The following is a 16,635-nucleotide window of genomic DNA, read 5'->3' on the forward strand; positions in this document are numbered from 1 at the left end:
CCAGTGTGCCCGCCCTAGGTAGGCACCATAAGCCCGTTCGCGTGCATAGCTCTTGTTCCGCTGGGGAAGCAATGACAGTCTTCCCGGCCCCATTGCTTCCCATGGATTCCGGCATGGACCTTCTGCGCGCCCTTACCCTGTTGCCCTGCATGGTCGCCTTCGCCAAGGTGGTGGAGACCGGCAGCTTCACCGCCGCCGCCCGGCTGCTGGACGCCACGCCCTCGGCGGTCAGTCGCCAGGTCGCACGGCTGGAACGGGAGTTGGGGGTACGCCTGTTGCAGCGCACCACCCGCCAGCTGCGCCTGAGCGAGGCCGGCCGCGAGGTGCTTGGCCACTGCCGCCAACTGCTAGCCGCCGCCGGCGCGGCACTGGACAGTGGCCTGCAGCACCGCGAAGAACCTCGCGGCCAGGTGCGGCTGGCGGTGCCCAAGGCGGTTGGCTACCGGCTGATAGCGCCGCTGCTGCCGGACTTCTTCCAGCGCTATCCTGAAGTGGATCTGCAACTGCGCCTGGACGACCGCCCGCTGGACCCCATCGCCGACGACCAGGATCTGCTGGTACGCATCACCGAGCAGCCCCCCGCCGGCTTCGTCGCCCGACCGCTGCGGGAGATGGACTTCGTGCTCTGCGCCAGCCCGGTCTATCTCGGGCGCCGCGGCACGCCGCAGCAGCCCCAGGCACTGGTCGAACACGATTGCCTGTACCTGGGCGAAACTCCGGGCGACCAGCGCTGGCAACTGCGCCGCGGCGACCGGGTGGAAAGCGTGACGGTGCGCGGCCGCCTGGCCTGCAATCACAGCGGCGTGCGCCTGGAAGCCACCCTCGCCGACCTCGGCATCGCCTGCCTGCCGGCCTTTGCCGCCGAAGCCGGTCTGGCCGACGGCAGCCTGCTGCGGGTGCTGCCCGACTGGCAATACCTCGGCCCCTACCAGGGCACCGCCTGGCTGCTCTATCCGCCGGATCGCCAGCTGCCGGCAGCGGTCAGGGTGCTGGTGGATTTTCTGCTGGAGCGACTCCGGCCTGCGGCAGCTTCAGGTTAATACGGCCACCGACTTGAGCTGCGCCCAGACCCGACTGCCCGGCTGCAGTGACAGGCGCTCCAGCGAATAGCGGGTGATCCGTGCCAGCAGCGCCGCGCCGCCCAGGTCCAGGCGCACCAGCACCTGGGCGGGCGAGCGGGTCGGGGCGATCTCGGCGACGGTGGCCGGCAGCACATTGAGGATGCTGCTGTGCTGGCGTTCCAGGCTCAGGCTGACGTCTCGCGCCAGTACCTTGATGCGTAGCGCCTGCCCGGACGGCAGCGGCGCATGGGCGAGCAACACGCGCTGCTCGCCCGGCAGGCCCAGACTGAGCAGGCCGTAGTCCGGGTCATGGCCGAGCACCCGCCCTTCCAGCACCACCCCGGCGTCTTCGGCCAGGGCGATGGGCAGGTCGAGGCGCGCCAGCACCCCGCTGGTCGGCCCGCTGGCCAGCACCCGGCCCCGCTCCAGCAGCACCAGGTGATCTGCCAGCCGCGCCACCTCGTCGGGGGCGTGGCTGACATAGAGGATCGGCAGCGCCAGCTCTCGGGTCAGGCGTTCCAGGTAGGGCAGGATCTCGGCCTTGCGCTCGGCGTCCAGCGCCGCCAGGGGCTCGTCCATGAGCAGGAGGCGCGGACTGGTCAGCAACGCTCGGGCAATGCCGACCCGCTGGCGTTCGCCGCCGGACAGGCGCGCCGGCATGCGCGAAAGTAGTCCTTCGATGCCCAGCAGCTCGACGATCTGTTCCAGCGCCAGCCGCCGGTCGCCCGGTGCCACCCGCCTCCAGCCGAACAGTAGGTTGCGACGCACGTCCAGGTGCTCGAACAGATTGGCATCCTGGAAGACATAACCCAGGGCACGCCGATGCGGCGGCAGGAACAGCCCACGCTCGCTGTCCTGCCAGGTCTCGCCGGCCACCACCAGGCGCCCGCGGGCCGCGGGTTCGAGGCCGGCCACGCACCTCAGGCAGCTGGTCTTGCCCGAGCCCGAGGGGCCGAACAGTGCGGTGACACCGCTGCTGGGCAGGGCGAGGTCCACGTCCAGCGTGAAGCCCGGGTGTGAGAGTTCGAATCTCGCCGTCAGACTCATGTCCAGGCCGACCGCCCACGGCGCCCATAGAGCAGCAGCAGGATCACGAATGAGAAGGCCAGCATGCCGCCGGCCAGCAGGTGCGCCTGGGGATATTCCATGGCTTCCACGTGATTGAATATCTGGGTAGAGACCACCTGGGTGCGCCCGGGGATGTTGCCGCCGATCATCAGCACCACGCCGAATTCGCCCACGGTATGGGCGAAGCCGAGGATGGCGGCGGTGACGAAGCCCGGCCGCGCCAGCGGCAGCACCACATGGAAGAAGGTATCCAAGGGGCCGGCCCTGAGGGTAGCCGCCGCTTCCAGAGGACGTGGACCGATGGCCTCAAAGGCGTTCTGCAGCGGCTGCACCACGAAGGGCAGCGAATAGAACAGCGAACCCACCACCAGCCCGGCGAAGGTGAAGGGCAACCGACCCAGGCCCAGCGCTTCGGTCAACTGCCCCACCCAGCCTTCCGGCCCCATGGCCAGCAGCAGGTAGAAGCCGATCACCGTGGGCGGCAAGACCAGCGGCAGGGCCACCAGGGCGCCGACGGGCCCCTTGAGCCGGGAGCGGGTGCGCGTCAGCCACCAGGCGAGGGGCGTGCCCAGCACCAGCAGCAGCAGCGTGGTCACGCTGGCCAGTTCCAGGGTCAGGCGGATCGCCGCCCAGTCCGCCGCGCTCAGGGTCATGAAATCACTGCCGATAGCCGTAGGCCTTGAGCACCGCGGCCGCCTGGGGTCCCTTGAGATAGGCCAACAGCGCCTTGGCCGCCGGCTGGTCCTGGCCCTTGTCCAGCAATACGGCGTCTTGGCGGATCGGCTCATAGAGCGCGGCCGGCACGATCCAGGCCGAGCCTTCCTTGATCTTGCCGTCCTGGTAGATCTGCGACAGGGCGACGAAGCCCAGCTCGGCATTGCCGGTGGCGACGAACTGGTAGGTCTGGGTGATGTTCTGGCCTTCCACCCGCTTGGCCGCCACCGCCTCGGTCAGGCCCAGCTTGGCCAGCACCTGGGTGGCGGCCAGGCCATAGGGCGCGGTCTTGGGATTGGCCACGGCCAGGTGGGTGAAGGCGTTCTGCTTGAGTACCGCGCCCTCGCCGTCCACATAGCCAGACTTGGGCGACCAGAGCGCCAGGGTGCCGATGGCATAGGTGAAGCGCGAGCCCTTGACCGCCGCGCCCTCGCTTTCCAGCTTGGCCGGAGTGGTGTCATCGGCAGAGAGAAAGACCGCGAAGGGCGCGCCGTTCCTGATCTGGGTATAGAGCTGGCCGGTGGCGCCGCTGGAAATCACCAGCTGATGACCGGTGTCCCGGGTGAACTGCTCGCCGATGGCCTTGAGCGGCGCGCTGAAATTGGCGGCCACGGCCACCTGGACCTCGTCGGCCAGGGCGGGGGTGGCCAGGGCCGCGGTGAGCAGCAGCAGCGACAGGCGGGAACGGCTAGACAGCATCGGGTTTTCTCCATCAGGGGTTGGGCGTGAGGCTGACGGCACTGAAAACAACGTTCAGGCCTCCCGCAGCAACGAGACAAAAGAAAACGCCGCTGGGTTTCCCCAGCGGCGTTTCGGCGGACGCTTACGCCAGCTTCTTGTACTTGACCCGCTTGGGCTGGGCCGCGGCCTCACCCAGGCGCTTCTTGCGATCGGCTTCGTACTCGGTGTAGTTGCCTTCGAAGAACACCACGTTGGAATCATCCTCGTAGGAGAGGATGTGGGTGGCGATACGGTCGAGGAACCAGCGGTCGTGGGAGATCACGATGGCCGCGCCGGGGAAGTCCAGCAGGGCGTCTTCCAGGGCCCGCAGGGTTTCCACGTCCAGGTCGTTGGAGGGTTCGTCCAGCAGCAGCACGTTGCCGCCCTGCTTGAGGGTCAGCGCCAGGTGCAGACGCCCGCGCTCACCGCCGGAGAGGTCCTTGACGAACTTCTGCTGGTCGGCGCCCTTGAAGTTGAAGCGCCCCACGTAGCTGCGCGAGGGCACCTCGTAGTTGCCGATCTTGATCACGTCGGAGCCGTCGGAGACCTGCTCCCAGACGGTCTTGGTGTCGGACAGGTTCTCGCGGCTCTGGTCGACGCTGGCCAGTTGCACGGTATCGCCGATCTCGATGCTGCCCGCGTCCGGCTGCTCCTTGCCCATGATCATGCGGAACAGGGTCGACTTGCCGGCGCCGTTGCCGCCGATGACGCCGACGATGGCGCCCTTGGGCACCACGAAGCTCAGGTCGTCGATCAGCAGGCGATCGCCATAGCCCTTGCTGACGTTCTTGAATTCGATGACCTTGTCGCCCAGGCGCTGACCGGCAGGGATATAGATCTCGTTGGTCTCGCTGCGCTTCTGGAATTCCTGGGACTGCATTTCCTCGAAGCGCTGCAGCCGGGCCTTGGACTTGGACTGGCGGGCCTTGGCGCCGGAACGCACCCATTCCAGTTCGGCCTTCATGGCCTTGGCGTGGGCGGCTTCCTGCTTAGCTTCCTGGGTCAGGCGCGCGGCCTTGGATTCCAGCCAGCCGGAGTAGTTGCCCTCGAAGGGGATGCCCTGGCCACGGTCCAGTTCCAGGATCCAACCGGCGACGTTGTCGAGGAAGTAGCGGTCGTGGGTGATGGCCACCACGGTGCCGGGGAAGTCGTGGAGAAAGTGCTCCAGCCAGGCCACCGAGTCGGCGTCCAGGTGGTTGGTGGGTTCGTCCAGCAGCAGCATGTCGGGGGCCGACAGCAGCAGGCGGCACAGCGCCACGCGGCGCTTCTCGCCACCGGAGAGCACCCCGACCTTGGCGTCCCAGGCCGGCAGGCGCAGGGCATCGGCGGCGACTTCCAGCTGGCGCTCCAGATTGTGGCCGTCGGCGGCCTGGAGGATGGCTTCCAGCTTGGCCTGCTCGGCGGCCAGGGCGTCGAAGTCGGCGTCCGGCTCGGCGTAGGCGGCATAGACCTCGTCCAGGCGGGCCTGAGCCTGCTTGATCTGACCGACCGCTTCCTCGACCACCTCACGAACCGTCTGCTCGGGATCAAGTTTCGGTTCCTGCGGCAGATAACCCACATTGATACCGGGCATCGGCCGCGCTTCACCTTCGATCTCGGTATCGACGCCGGCCATGATGCGCAGCAGCGTCGACTTGCCCGCGCCGTTCAGACCGAGCACGCCGATCTTGGCGCCGGGAAAGAACGACAGGGAGATGTTCTTGAGGATTTCACGCTTGGGCGGCACGACCTTGCCGACCCGGTGCATGGTGTAGACGTATTGAGCCATGGGAGAACCTTGGGACCGGAATGAAAAACAGGGGACACAGTATGGCGTCAGCAGCGAACGCTGTCGAAACCCCGCGCGACGAAAGCGCCGACGCTGATCACGCGGAAAAAACCGGCGGAGACACCGTCCGGTCCCTTATCATAGGCCATCCCTGCCCCGCGGAACCGGGCGCAGCCGAACGGCCATCGCCTCTGCAGGAACGCAGTCCGTCGTGAATAGCCCGCCCTCCTCGCTGCCGGAAGAGCCGCTCGCCCCCTCCTCGCGACGCCTGACCCGCGGTCTGCTGATCCTTTCGCTGCTGGCCATGCTGGCCCTGATGTTCTGGCAGGCCTTCGCCAGCGTGGCCGAGCGCGAGGCCCTGCGTCGCGAACAGCTGGAAGGCCTGACCCGGCAACTGGCCAACACCGTCGAATTCGGGCTGGCGCTCAAGGCCCAGGCCGTGCGCAGCACCCTGCGCTGGTCGCTGGATCCAACCCTGCCGCTGGCGCCCAATCTGCTGCTCAGTCTCAAGGACTTCTTTCCCGGCCTGCAACAGGTGCGCTGGCTGCCGGCCAATGCCAACCTGCGCGCCGCGCGCCTGGGTGATACGCCGGACGCCGCCTTCATCCAGCAACTGATCGCCCGCAGCGGTCAGGCCGACTTCCGCTACGGCTACAACGCCGAGGCCAGCGCCGCGCCCCTCTATGTGCTGCTGGCCGGCGATCCTCAGTTGCAGGACGGCTGGTGGGTGCTGACCAGCGCGCCCCTGCTCGAATCCCTGTGGCGGCCGAGCCGGGTGCCATCGGGCCTCGACTGGCGCCTGGAGGATCGCACCCAGGACACCCTGCTGTTCCGCGTCGGCGCGACCCCGGCGGCGAGCGGCATCGACGAGGTCCGCCAGGAGCTGGCCTACAGCAACTGGCAGGTGGTGGGTACCCATCCCGGCGAAGACGTGGGCGCCACGTTGCTGGGCGCCTCCTTCGGCCGCCTGGCGCTGTTCAGCCTGTCCGGCCTGGTGGCCGCCATTCTGCTCTACCTGCTGCTGCGCGAAGAACAGGGCCTGCGTGCCCTCACCCTCGCCTCGCGGCGTGGCTTGCGCCTGGCGGGCACCGCCCTGAACGGCATCGAGGAAGCCGTCTGCATGACCCAGGCCGATGGCCGCCTGGTCCATGTCAACGCCACGGCCGGCCGTCTGCTGGGCATCGCCCCCGACGACGCCCAGCAGTATTTCCTCGCCAGTCTGTTGCCCCCGTTGGTTGCCCTGACGCCCGCCGAGCGGGACAGTGGTGCCCTGATCAGCCTGACGGTGGAGGGGCAGCCACGCCGTTTCACGGTCAGTTGCCATGCCCTGGCGGACAGCCAGCCCAGCGCCCGGGTCCTCCGTGACCGTACCCAGACCCAGGACGGTTTCGTCTGGGTGCTGCGCGACGTCACCGACCAGCAGCGCAACCTGGACACCATCCAGACCACCCGCCAGCGCTATGAGAACATCTTCAACGGGGTGCACACCGGCATCTGCGTGGTCGATCTGAGCGCCATCTGGCCCCGCATGCGCGACCTGGGGCTGGAGCGCCCCGAGCAACTGGCGGAGTTGTTCGCCCGCCAGCCCGATGTGCTGGATACCCTGGGTCGCCAGGTACGCATCACCGAGATCAACCAGCGCGCCCTGGAAATGCTCGGCATCGAGCACCTCGACCAGGCCTGGGCGCGGCTGGTAGGTGACTCCCACGTCCAGCTCGGTGGCAAGCGCTACCGCCTGCTGGCCGGCCTGCTCTCCGGCCAGCAGGTACTGGAACTCGAGACCTGTATCAGCACCGCCGAGGGCGAACGGCACCTCTGGCTGACCATGCACCTGCCAGCCGACCCCCGGCACCTCGACGCCACTCTGCTCAGCCTCAACGACATCACCCAGCGCAAGCTGGGCGAATTGCGCCTGCTCGAGCGCGACAGTTTCTGGTCGAATCTGATCAGCGCCATCCCCGACACCCTCTACACCTATGACGTGGCCAGCGGCGAACTGACCTACGAGAGTCGTTCACTGGCCCTCAAGCTCGGCTATCCGCCGGAGGCCTTCGCCAGCCTCGGTCGCGCGCGCCTGCACCCGGATGACCTCGAACTGCACGAGCGGGTGGTGAGCATGCGGCCGACGCTCTCCGACCAGCCCAGCAGCAGTCTCTTGCGCTGGCAGCACCGCAACGGCGGTTGGCGCTGGTTCGACGTGCGCGAGCAGCGCCTTGCCCGTGCGGCGGACGGCACCGCGGCGAGCGTGGTCGGGCTGGCCCTGGATGTCACCGACATGGTGCGGGCCAGCGAGCGCCTGCGCGAAAGCGAGAATCGCTACCGGCAGCTGGCGGAAAGCATCAGCGACGTCATCTTCACCACCGACGCCCAGCTGGTGCTCAACTACATCAGTCCCTCGGTGGAGGAATTGCTCGGCTATCCCGTCGGTGAGCTGCAACAGCGCACCCTGGCCGAACTGGTGGTGCACTCGCGCCAGTGGCAGGAGGTCCGGCGCACCCTGCAACGGCTGCTGCGCAGCCTCGACAATCCACGCGCCCTGGCCGAGTTGCGCCGTGAGCACTTCGCGCCCCTGGTGCTGGACTGCCTGCACGCCCAGGGGCATACCCTGCAGATCGAGCTGCGCCTCAAGCCGCTGTGGGACGACCACGAGCGCTTCGCCGGCCTGCTCGGCATCTGCCGCGACATCTCCGCCCAGCGCCGCACGGACAAGGACATGCGCATGGCGGCCACGGTGTTCGACCACTCGGCCGGCGCCATCCTGGTCACCGACCCGGCGGGCTACATCGTGCGGGTCAACCGCACCTTCACCCGCATCACCGGCTTCAGCCCCGAAGAGGTGTTCGACCAGCAACCGATGATGCTTTGCGCCGACAAGCAGGAAGCCAACCAGCTGCAGCACGTGATGCAGCAGCTGCGCACCGAGGAGAGCTGGGAAGGCGAACTCTGGCAGCGCCGGCACGACAACGAGCCCTACCCCTCCTGGGTCGGCATCACTGCCATCCGCGACGACGACGGCGACCTGATGAGCTATGTCTGCTTCTTCGTCGACATCAGCGAGCGCAAGGCCAGCGAAAGACGCATCCACCGCCTGGCCTACTATGACGCCCTGACCCTGCTGCCCAACCGCACCCTGTTCCAGGATCGCCTGCACAACGCCCTGCAGCAGAGCCGCCACAACGGCAGCTGGGTGGTGCTGATGTTCCTCGACCTCGACCGCTTCAAGCCGATCAACGACAGCCTCGGCCACGCCGCCGGCGACCGTCTGCTCAAGGAGGTGGCCATGCGCCTGACTGCCTGCGTCGGCACCGAAGACAGCGTGGCGCGCATGGGGGGCGACGAATTCACCCTGCTGCTTTCCGGCCTGGAAACCCGCGAGGCCGCCCTGGCCCAGGCGATCCGCGTCGGCGAGCTGATCCTTACCCAGCTGGCCGAAGCCTTCATCCTCGAAGGCCGCGAATTCTTCGTCTCCGCCAGCATCGGTATCGCCCTGTCGCCCCAGGACGGTAGCGAGCTCAGCCAGCTGATGAAGAACGCCGACACGGCCATGTACCACGCCAAGGAGATGGGCAAGAACAACTTCCAGTTCTACCAGGCCGAGATGAACGCCCGCGCGCTGGAACGCCTGGAACTGGAAGCCGATCTGCGCCATGCCCTCCTGCAGGGGGAGTTCCGCCTGCACTACCAGCCGCAGTATCGCTGCGACACCCGCCGCCTGACCGGGGTCGAGGCCCTGCTGCGCTGGGAGCACCCGGTGCGCGGCCACGTCTCGCCGGCGGAGTTCATCCCGGTGCTGGAGGAGATCGGCCTGGTGGTCCAGGTGGGCGACTGGGTGATCCGCGAGGCCTGCCGGCAGATGCGCGAATGGCACGCCGCCAAGGTGCGCATCCCCAAGGTCTCGGTGAACCTCTCCGCCCGCCAGTTCAGCGATGGCCAGCTCGGCCAGCGCATCGCCGCCATCCTCGCCGAGACCGGTCTGGCACCGGCCTGCCTGGAAGTGGAACTGACCGAGAGCATCCTGATGCGCGACGTCGGCGAAGCCCTGCAACTGCTGGGCGAACTCAAGGGCCTGGGGCTGTGCATCGCGGTGGACGACTTCGGTACCGGCTACTCGTCGCTCAACTACCTCAAGCAGTTCCCCATCGACATCCTCAAGATCGACCGCAGCTTCGTCGACGGCCTGCCCCACGGCGAGCAGGATGCCCAGATCGCCCGGGCCATCATCGCCATGGCCCACAGCCTCAACCTCTCGGTGATCGCCGAAGGGGTGGAAGAGCAGGAGCAGCTGGACTTCCTCTGCACCCACGGCTGCGACGAGGTCCAGGGCTTCCTCTTCGATCGCCCCTTGCCGCCGGACCTGCTGCGCCAGCGCCTGGAACGTCAGGGTCTGTTTCCCGTGCTGACATGAGACCGGTGGCGCCACCGCATGACTGGCGCTCATACCTCAGAGTTCCCGCGATGGGGTAGAATGTTGCCCCTCACGAGCCCAACCGGGTTCGCTCTTCGCCATGCCTCAGGGGACCCTGCCGCCATGTTCAGCCGTGAAACCACCCTCGCCCGCTTCGACGCCGACCTGTATGCCGCCATGCAGCAGGAAGCCCAGCGTCAGGAAGATCACATCGAGCTGATCGCTTCGGAAAACTACACCAGCCCGGCGGTCATGGAAGCCCAGGGTAGCGTGCTGACCAACAAGTACGCCGAAGGCTATCCCCACAAGCGCTACTATGGCGGTTGCGAATACGTCGACGTGGTCGAGCAACTGGCCATCGACCGCGCCAAGCAGCTGTTCGGCGCCGACTACGCCAACGTCCAGCCGCATTCCGGCTCCCAGGCCAACTCGGCCGTGTACCTGGCGCTGATCGAAGCCGGCGACACCATTCTCGGCATGAGCCTGGCTCACGGCGGCCACCTGACCCACGGCGCCACCGTGTCCTCGTCAGGCAAGCTGTACAACGCCGTCCAGTACGGCATCGACGAGCAAGGCCTGATCGACTACGCCGAGGTCGAGCGCCTGGCCCAGGAGCACAAACCCAAGGTCATCGTCGCCGGTTACTCCGCCTACTCCCAGGTGCTGGATTTCGCCCGCTTCCGCGCCATCGCCGATGCCGTGGGTGCCTACCTGTTCGTCGACATGGCCCACTTCGCCGGCCTGGTCGCCGCCGGTGTCTACCCCAATCCGGTGCCCTTCGCCGACGTGGTCACCAGCACCACCCACAAGACCCTGCGCGGCCCGCGTGGCGGCCTGATCCTGGCCAAGGCCAACGAAGCCATCGAGAAGAAGCTCAACTCGGCGGTCTTCCCCGGTGCCCAGGGCGGTCCGCTGATGCACGTCATCGCCGGCAAGGCGGTGTGCTTCAAGGAGGCCCTGCAGCCCGAGTTCAAGACCTACCAGCAGCAGGTGATCAAGAACGCCCAGGCCATGGCCGGCGTGTTCATCGAGCGCGGCTTCGACGTGGTCTCCGGCGGCACCGACAACCACCTGTTCCTGCTCAGCCTGATCAAACAGGAAATTACCGGCAAGGATGCGGACGCTGCCCTGGGTCGCGCCTTCATCACCGTGAACAAGAACTCGGTGCCGAACGATCCGCGCTCGCCCTTCGTCACCTCCGGTCTGCGCATCGGCACCCCGGCCGTCACCACCCGTGGCTTCCAGGAAGCCGAGTGCCGCGAGCTGGCCGGCTGGATCTGCGACATCCTCGGCAACATGGGCGACGAGTCGGTGATCGATGCCGTGCGCGAGAAGGTCAAGGCCGTCTGCGCCCGCCTGCCGGTGTACGGCAAGTAAGAGGCACGCCTCCCCCTCTCCCCCCAGGGAGAGGGCCGGGGTGAGGGAAAACCCCAAACAACGAGCCCCGACCAATCGGCCGGGGCTCGTTGCATTTCCAGAAAGATCGTCAAGGCAGCCAAGCCAGGTCTTGCCGCCGGCCGGAAGACCCCGGAAACGAAAACCCCGGCCAGTGCCGGGGTTTTCGTTGTCAGGCGACAATCAGGCGCTTACAGGACCTGCAGATCGCCCAAGCCATCCAGGTAGCGCTCGGCGTCCAGGGCGGCCATGCAGCCGGCACCGGCCGAGGTGATCGCTTGGCGGTAGGTGTGGTCGGCCACGTCACCGGCGGCGAACACGCCCGGGACGTTGGTGGCGGTGGCATTGGCCTCGCGACCGCCCTTCACCACCAGGTAGCCGTCGTGGCTGTCCAGCTGGCCTTCGAACAGCGCGGTGTTGGGCGTGTGGCCGATGGCGACGAACAGACCGGCCACCTGCAACTCCTCGGTGCTGCCGTCGTTGTTCTTCAGACGCACTCCGGTGACGCCCATGTTGTCACCCAGCACCTCGTCGACGCTGGCATTGAGCTTGAGCACCATCTTGCCTTCGGCGACCCGGGCGCGCAGCTTGTCCTGCAGGATCTTCTCAGCGCGGAAGGTCTCGCGGCGGTGGATCAGGGTCACCTTGCTGGCGATGTTGGCCAGGTACAGGGCTTCCTCGACCGCGGTATTGCCGCCGCCGACCACCGCCACCTCACGGTTGCGATAGAAGAAACCGTCGCAGGTGGCACAGGCGGATACGCCCTTGCCCATGAAGGCTTCTTCGCTGGCCAGACCCAGGTAGCGGGCGCTGGCACCGGTGGCGATGATCAGGGCGTCGCAGGTGTAGGTGGCGCTGTCACCCTTGAGGGTGTAGGGCTTGCCACCGAAGTCCACGGCGTTGATGTGATCGAAGACGATCTCGGTCTCGAAGCGCTCGGCGTGCTCGCGCATCCGCTCCATCAGTGCCGGACCGGTCAGGTCATGGGGATCGCCAGGCCAGTTGTCGACCTCGGTAGTGGTGGTCAGCTGGCCGCCCATCTGCATGCCGGTGATCAGCAGCGGCTTGAGGTTGGCCCGGGCGGCATAGACCGCGGCCGTGTAACCGGCCGGACCGGAACCGAGGATGATAAGGCGCGAATGGCGCGTGGTGCTGGCTTCAGACATGACATTCTCCCTGCCGGGGTCTCCGGCAGACCTAAGAGTAAAGTGGCCCGCGCGCCGCTGGGGCGCACCGGCCGGTGTGCGTGCGGAGCCGTTCCGCGAGCGCCCGTCGCTCCTGGCGAGGGCGCGACCGGTGTCGACGGGCGGACACCGGGTCCAAGGATGGGCTCAGCCTAACGGGCATGGCCCTTCCATAGAAGCGAGCATTCTAAATCCAGACCATAGGGTGCGCCTATGTCGACCGCTTCGCCAATGGCGCCCTGAGGTAAGCTGTGCCTTCCCGCCACCTGTCAGGAATGTTCATGGCTGTCGCTCCCCTGTCCGGCTCCGCCTACTTCGCCGAAGGCCTGCGCCTGGTGACCCGCCCCGGCATGCGCCGTTTCGTGGTCATCCCGCTCACCATCAATCTGCTGCTCTACGCCGCCATCCTCACCTTCGCCGTACGGGGCTTCGAAGGCTGGCTGGACCAACTGATGCCGAGCCTGCCCGCCTGGGCCGGCTTCGTCGAATGGCTGCTCTGGCCGCTGTTCGTGCTCTTGTTGCTGGCGATCATCTTCTTCACCTTCACGATGCTGGCCAACCTGGTCGCAGCGCCCTTCAACGGCTTTCTTGCGGAAAAGGTCGAGGTGCTGGTGCGCGGGCAGGATGATTTCCCGCCCTTCAATCTCACCGAGCTGGTCACCATGGTGCCGCGCACCTTGCAGCGTGAACTGCGCAAGCTGGGCTACTACCTGCCACGCGCCCTGGGCCTGCTGGTGCTGACCTTCATCCCCGGTCTCAACCTGATCGCCGCACCGCTGTGGATCCTGTTCGGCGTCTGGATGATGGCGGTGCAGTACATCGACTTTCCCGCCGACAACCACAAACTGGATTTCCGCAGCATGCTCGCCTGGCTGCGCACCCGCCGCCTGCGCTGCCTGGGCTTTGGCGGGGTGACCTACCTGGCGCTGCTGGTGCCTGGCCTGAACGCCCTGTTCATGCCTGCCGCCGTGGCCGGGGCGACGCTGTTCTGGGTACGTGAGGAAGGCAACAAGGCGCTGGTGGTGCGCTCCTGAGCCCTGCTTGCCGGACGTCCCAACACACCCTATCCCGACAGCGACTCCTGATTGTTGGGCTTCGGCGATACAGCCGCCTCAACTCAACCTACGGCTATCTTCCGCGTAGGTTGGGTTGAGCGCAGCGAAGCCCAACAACTCCGGACCACCACGCCGGATACCATGGTTTCTGGCTGTTGGACTTCGGCGATAAGGCCGCCTCAACCCAACCTACGGCTATCTTCCGCATAGGTTGGGTTGAGCGTAGCGAAGCCCAACAACTCCGGATCATCACGCCGGATACCATGGTTTCTGGCTGTTGGGCTTCGGCGATGGAGCCGCCTCAACCCAACCTACGGCGCGCTCCGCCCACACCGCCAAACAAGCCCCCTCTCCCCCTGGGAGAGGGTTGGGGTGAGGGCGCTCCCCGCACGGACTCCACAAACGACGACGCCCGCGCCGGCAAGGCCGGACACGGGCGTCGTGGAAAGCTGTCGCCAGGCTTAGTGCTGGTGACCGCCTTCGCCATGGATATGACCATGGGCGATTTCTTCATCGCTGGCGGCACGCACATTGACCACCTTCACATCGAAGTTCAGGCGCTGGCCGGCCAGGGGATGGTTGCCGTCGACGGTGACCTGGTCGCCGTCGATGTCACGCACGGTGACGATCTGCATGGCGCCGTCCGGGCCGGACGCGTGGAACTGCATGCCCACTTCCAGCTCGTCCACGCCTTCGAACATTTCCTTGCCCAGGGTGGCAACCAGTTCGGGCGTGTATTCGCCATAGGCGTCTTCCGGCTCGATGGCCACTTTCAGCTCGTCACCGGCCTGCTTGCCGGACAGAGCACGCTCCAGACCCGGAATGATGTTGCCTGCGCCTTGCAGGTACACCAGCGGAGCACCACCAGCGGAGCTGTCGATGACTTCGCCGGCGTCGTTGGTCAGGGTGTAGTCGATGGATACTGCCGTGTTCGCCGCGATCTGCATGGCCAGAACCTTCATGCTGGGAAAAATTTAGGATGACGCATCAGTCTACGCGTCCAACTTAGCAATTGCGAATGCGTTCGGTCAGTCCCCTGGCGCCCGGAGGCATCTGGAGGGCGCCCCTGCAACGGTGCGCGACCGCCCGTCACGCAATCGCCACGGCCGCTTCACGGGGCTGTCATCCCGGCTACCTAGGGTTTGCTGCATACCCACTGCCGGAGCCCTGCCATGCCGATTCCAGTGTCCGCACCGCCCGCGCTGCGCGCCGAACGCCTGTCGACCGCTGCAGATATCCGCGGCGCCCAGCGCCTGCGAGCCGCGGTCTTCGGCAGTACCTACGGCGTGCATTTCGCCGATAACCTCGACCAGGACCCCTACGACGCTCACTGCTTGCACCTGGGCGTGCGCGACCTGCGCAGCGGCGAGCTGATCGCTACCACCCGGCTGCTCGACGGCCGTCGGCGCGAGCGGCTGGGCAGTCTCTACAGCGAGAGCGAATTCCAGCTGGAGGGTCTGGACACGCTGCAGGGCCCGCTGCTGGAAATCGGCCGCACCTGCGTGGCGCCCGGGCATCGCACCGGCGCGGCCATCGCCCTGTTGTGGGCGGAACTGGCCGAGATCATGGCCTGCGGCGACTATCGCTACCTCATGGGCTGCGCCAGCGTGCCCATGGCCGACGGCGGCCTGCAGGCGGCCGCCCTGCTGCGACAGGCGGCGCGGGACGAACGCATCCCAGCGATCCGCGCCACGCCGCGGCGGCCGCTGCCCTTCGTCGCCGTGCCGGACAACCTGGTGGTGCAGCTGCCACCCCTGCTCAAGGCCTATCTACGCCTAGGTGCCCAGGTCTGCGGCGCGCCCTGCTGGGATCCGGAATTCGGCGTGGCCGACGTCTTCATCCTGCTCAAGCGCGAAGACCTCTGCCCGCGCTATGCCCGCCACTTCAAGGCCGCGGTATGAGGCGACTGCGTCGCGTCTGGCGACTGCTGCCAGTGCTGGCCGCGCTGCTGCTCGGGGCACTGTTCGCCCTGACGGTGACGTTGGCGGTGGCGCTGAGTCGCCGGCCCTGCCTGGTGCTGCGGCAACGGCTGACGCGGCGCTTCTTCCAGGTGCTAACCTGGGCGCTGCGGTTGCGGCTGGAGGTCAGCGGCGAGGTGCCGCGCGGCACCCATCTCTGGCTGGCCAATCACGTGTCCTGGCTGGATATCGTCGCCCTGGGCAGTCTGCGGCCGCTGAGTTTCCTGTCCAAGGCAGAAGTGGCCCACTGGCCCTTCGCCGGCTGGCTGACGCGCCAGGCCGGTACCCTGTTCATCCGCCGTGGCGCCGAGCGCGGCGACGCCCTGGGCGAGGCCCTGACCACGCGCCTGACCCAGGGCCTGTCGCTGGCGCTCTTTCCCGAGGGCACCACCACCGACGGCAGCGGGCTGCGCACCTTTCACGGCCGGCTGCTGAGTCCGGCCATCGCCACCGGCACCTCGCTGCAACCCGTGGCGCTCAGCTACTGGCGCCATGGCGAGCCTGACCGGGCCGCGGCCTTCATCGGTGACGACGATCTGGTCAGCCATCTGCTGCGCCTGCTGGATAACGGCGGCACCACCCTGAGGATCGAACTGCTGCCGCCCATCCTGCCCCAGGGCCGGCCGCGCCAGGTGCTGGCGGGTGAATGCCAGGCGGCCATCGCCGCCCGCCTCGGGATTCAGCTGGAACCGCGCGCGGCCCGTTCGGCGGCGGCAAAGGCCTGCAGCTGCGGATAGAAGTCGCGAAAGTCTGCCAGCAGGCCGTCATAGGCGGCGTCCAGCTCGGCGAAGGCGCCGGCCAGCAGTTCCGGGCGCGACAGCCGTCGCGCCATGCCCTCCACCACTCGCTCCAGCACGGCGAAGTCCGTGTAGCTGCCCAGCCAGTCCTGGCGTGCCATCAGGGGTGCGATGCGGGCCAGCCGCGGCGGCAGTTCCGGTTCGTCCAGCAGGGTCTGGTAGCAGTCCGCGACGAAGCCCGGCAGTGGCTGCTCGGCGTAGTCGTGCCAGAGGCGTGCCAGGCAGTGATCGAAGAAGACATCCACCAGCAGCCCGGCCACTCGCCGCCGCGCTGCGGGCAGCCGGGTCTTGGCCCGGATCACCAGGGGGTGGTCGTCGGTATAGACGTCGATGCGCCGATGCAGACGGATGCCGGCGGCGATCCCGGTCGGCCAGGCGTCCGCCGAGCCCTTGACGAAATCGCCATAGAGGCTGCCAAGACGGTCTTCGCGGCTGGGGCCGCCCAGGTGCAGATGAGCGAGATAATTCATCCCTCCAGCATACCCCAGCCACAACCGGGCGGTTTTCCTG

The 16,635-nt window shown here is 67.3% G+C and carries 13 protein-coding genes; 6 read left to right on the forward strand and 7 right to left on the reverse strand.

The features are described 5' to 3' along the window. Positions 1 to 113 precede the first annotated feature (113 nt). Positions 114 to 1,040: a LysR family transcriptional regulator gene (locus tag BMZ43_RS12815; protein ID WP_093254083.1), complete on the forward strand. Its 927-nt coding sequence runs from the start codon at positions 114 to 116 to the stop codon at positions 1,038 to 1,040. Here the strand turns inward: BMZ43_RS12815 and modC are convergent. The 4 genes from modC to ettA form a co-directional block, all read right to left on the reverse strand. Then, on the reverse strand, positions 1,032 to 2,108 hold the full coding sequence (gene modC, locus BMZ43_RS12820; protein ID WP_093254085.1) for a molybdenum ABC transporter ATP-binding protein: 1,077 nt from the start codon (positions 2,106 to 2,108) through the stop codon (positions 1,032 to 1,034). The two genes, BMZ43_RS12815 and modC, sit on opposite strands and share 9 nt — an antisense overlap. Next, on the reverse strand, positions 2,105 to 2,782 hold the full coding sequence (gene modB / locus BMZ43_RS12825) for a molybdate ABC transporter permease subunit (protein WP_093254087.1): 678 nt from the start codon (positions 2,780 to 2,782) through the stop codon (positions 2,105 to 2,107). The genes modC and modB overlap by 4 nt, the downstream gene beginning before the upstream one ends. A gap of 4 nt (positions 2,783 to 2,786) precedes the next feature. Continuing rightward, entirely contained in the window at positions 2,787 to 3,542 is a 756-nt protein-coding gene (gene modA, locus BMZ43_RS12830; RefSeq protein WP_093254089.1) for a molybdate ABC transporter substrate-binding protein, read from the reverse strand. 124 nt (positions 3,543 to 3,666) lie between these two features. After that, positions 3,667 to 5,331 carry an energy-dependent translational throttle protein EttA gene (gene ettA / locus BMZ43_RS12835; protein ID WP_017639072.1) on the reverse strand — a complete coding sequence of 555 codons (1,665 nt, stop codon included), beginning with the start codon at positions 5,329 to 5,331 and terminating at the stop codon, positions 3,667 to 3,669. 211 nt (positions 5,332 to 5,542) lie between these two features. On the opposite strand from ettA, the gene BMZ43_RS12840 reads away from it, so the two are divergent. Both BMZ43_RS12840 and glyA read left to right on the forward strand, forming a co-directional pair. Continuing rightward, on the forward strand, positions 5,543 to 9,736 hold the full coding sequence (locus BMZ43_RS12840) for a sensor domain-containing protein (protein WP_093254092.1): 4,194 nt from the start codon (positions 5,543 to 5,545) through the stop codon (positions 9,734 to 9,736). A gap of 123 nt (positions 9,737 to 9,859) precedes the next feature. Continuing rightward, on the forward strand, positions 9,860 to 11,113 hold the full coding sequence (gene glyA, locus BMZ43_RS12845; RefSeq protein ID WP_027602952.1) for a serine hydroxymethyltransferase: 1,254 nt from the start codon (positions 9,860 to 9,862) through the stop codon (positions 11,111 to 11,113). A gap of 209 nt (positions 11,114 to 11,322) precedes the next feature. Here the strand turns inward: glyA and trxB are convergent, their stop codons facing one another. Continuing rightward, complete coding sequence (trxB, locus tag BMZ43_RS12850; protein ID WP_068382920.1) at positions 11,323 to 12,297, reverse strand: thioredoxin-disulfide reductase; 975 nt, start codon at positions 12,295 to 12,297, stop codon at positions 11,323 to 11,325. A 299-nt stretch (positions 12,298 to 12,596) separates the two neighbouring features. On the opposite strand from trxB, the gene cysZ reads away from it, so the two are divergent. Then, positions 12,597 to 13,349: a sulfate transporter CysZ gene (gene cysZ / locus BMZ43_RS12855; protein WP_093254096.1), complete on the forward strand. Its 753-nt coding sequence runs from the start codon at positions 12,597 to 12,599 to the stop codon at positions 13,347 to 13,349. A gap of 482 nt (positions 13,350 to 13,831) precedes the next feature. Here the strand turns inward: cysZ and BMZ43_RS12860 are convergent, their stop codons facing one another. Beyond that, positions 13,832 to 14,317 (reverse strand): FKBP-type peptidyl-prolyl cis-trans isomerase, encoded by a 486-nt coding sequence (locus BMZ43_RS12860; RefSeq protein WP_017639847.1) that lies wholly within the window; start codon positions 14,315 to 14,317, stop codon positions 13,832 to 13,834. Positions 14,318 to 14,542: 225 nt separating this feature from the next. Here BMZ43_RS12860 and BMZ43_RS12865 point away from each other — a divergent pair, with 225 nt between their 5' ends. Both BMZ43_RS12865 and BMZ43_RS12870 read left to right on the forward strand, forming a co-directional pair. Next, positions 14,543 to 15,271, forward strand: a complete 729-nt coding sequence (locus BMZ43_RS12865) for a GNAT family N-acetyltransferase (RefSeq protein WP_093254098.1) — start codon at positions 14,543 to 14,545, stop codon at positions 15,269 to 15,271. Continuing rightward, positions 15,268 to 16,065: a lysophospholipid acyltransferase family protein gene (locus tag BMZ43_RS12870; RefSeq protein ID WP_093254101.1), complete on the forward strand. Its 798-nt coding sequence runs from the start codon at positions 15,268 to 15,270 to the stop codon at positions 16,063 to 16,065. Before BMZ43_RS12865 ends, BMZ43_RS12870 begins: the two co-directional genes overlap by 4 nt. Here BMZ43_RS12870 and BMZ43_RS12875 read toward each other — a convergent pair. After that, on the reverse strand, positions 16,008 to 16,595 hold the full coding sequence (locus tag BMZ43_RS12875; RefSeq protein ID WP_093254105.1) for an acyl carrier protein phosphodiesterase: 588 nt from the start codon (positions 16,593 to 16,595) through the stop codon (positions 16,008 to 16,010). The two genes, BMZ43_RS12870 and BMZ43_RS12875, sit on opposite strands and share 58 nt — an antisense overlap. Between the last annotated feature and the right edge of the window lie 40 nt (positions 16,596 to 16,635).

Origin of the sequence: Pseudomonas sp. Snoq117.2 (assembly GCF_900110545.1) — a bacterium.
GTDB lineage: Bacteria > Pseudomonadota > Gammaproteobacteria > Pseudomonadales > Pseudomonadaceae > Chryseomonas > Chryseomonas benzopyrenica.

What these genes read in the sequence shown, in the direction of transcription:
- BMZ43_RS12815 (WP_093254083.1), top strand. Translation starts at nt 114, where the DNA reads ATGGACCTTCTGCGCGCCCTTACCCTGTTGCCCTGCATGGTCGCCTTC.
- modC (WP_093254085.1), bottom strand. Translation starts at nt 2,108, where the DNA reads ATGAGTCTGACGGCGAGATTCGAACTCTCACACCCGGGCTTCACGCTG.
- modB (WP_093254087.1), bottom strand. Translation starts at nt 2,782, where the DNA reads ATGACCCTGAGCGCGGCGGACTGGGCGGCGATCCGCCTGACCCTGGAA.
- modA (WP_093254089.1), bottom strand. Translation starts at nt 3,542, where the DNA reads ATGCTGTCTAGCCGTTCCCGCCTGTCGCTGCTGCTGCTCACCGCGGCC.
- ettA (WP_017639072.1), bottom strand. Translation starts at nt 5,331, where the DNA reads ATGGCTCAATACGTCTACACCATGCACCGGGTCGGCAAGGTCGTGCCG.
- glyA (WP_027602952.1), top strand. Translation starts at nt 9,860, where the DNA reads ATGTTCAGCCGTGAAACCACCCTCGCCCGCTTCGACGCCGACCTGTAT.
- trxB (WP_068382920.1), bottom strand. Translation starts at nt 12,297, where the DNA reads ATGTCTGAAGCCAGCACCACGCGCCATTCGCGCCTTATCATCCTCGGT.
- cysZ (WP_093254096.1), top strand. Translation starts at nt 12,597, where the DNA reads ATGGCTGTCGCTCCCCTGTCCGGCTCCGCCTACTTCGCCGAAGGCCTG.
- BMZ43_RS12860 (WP_017639847.1), bottom strand. Translation starts at nt 14,317, where the DNA reads ATGCAGATCGCGGCGAACACGGCAGTATCCATCGACTACACCCTGACC.
- BMZ43_RS12865 (WP_093254098.1), top strand. Translation starts at nt 14,543, where the DNA reads ATGCCGATTCCAGTGTCCGCACCGCCCGCGCTGCGCGCCGAACGCCTG.
- BMZ43_RS12870 (WP_093254101.1), top strand. Translation starts at nt 15,268, where the DNA reads ATGAGGCGACTGCGTCGCGTCTGGCGACTGCTGCCAGTGCTGGCCGCG.
- BMZ43_RS12875 (WP_093254105.1), bottom strand. Translation starts at nt 16,595, where the DNA reads ATGAATTATCTCGCTCATCTGCACCTGGGCGGCCCCAGCCGCGAAGAC.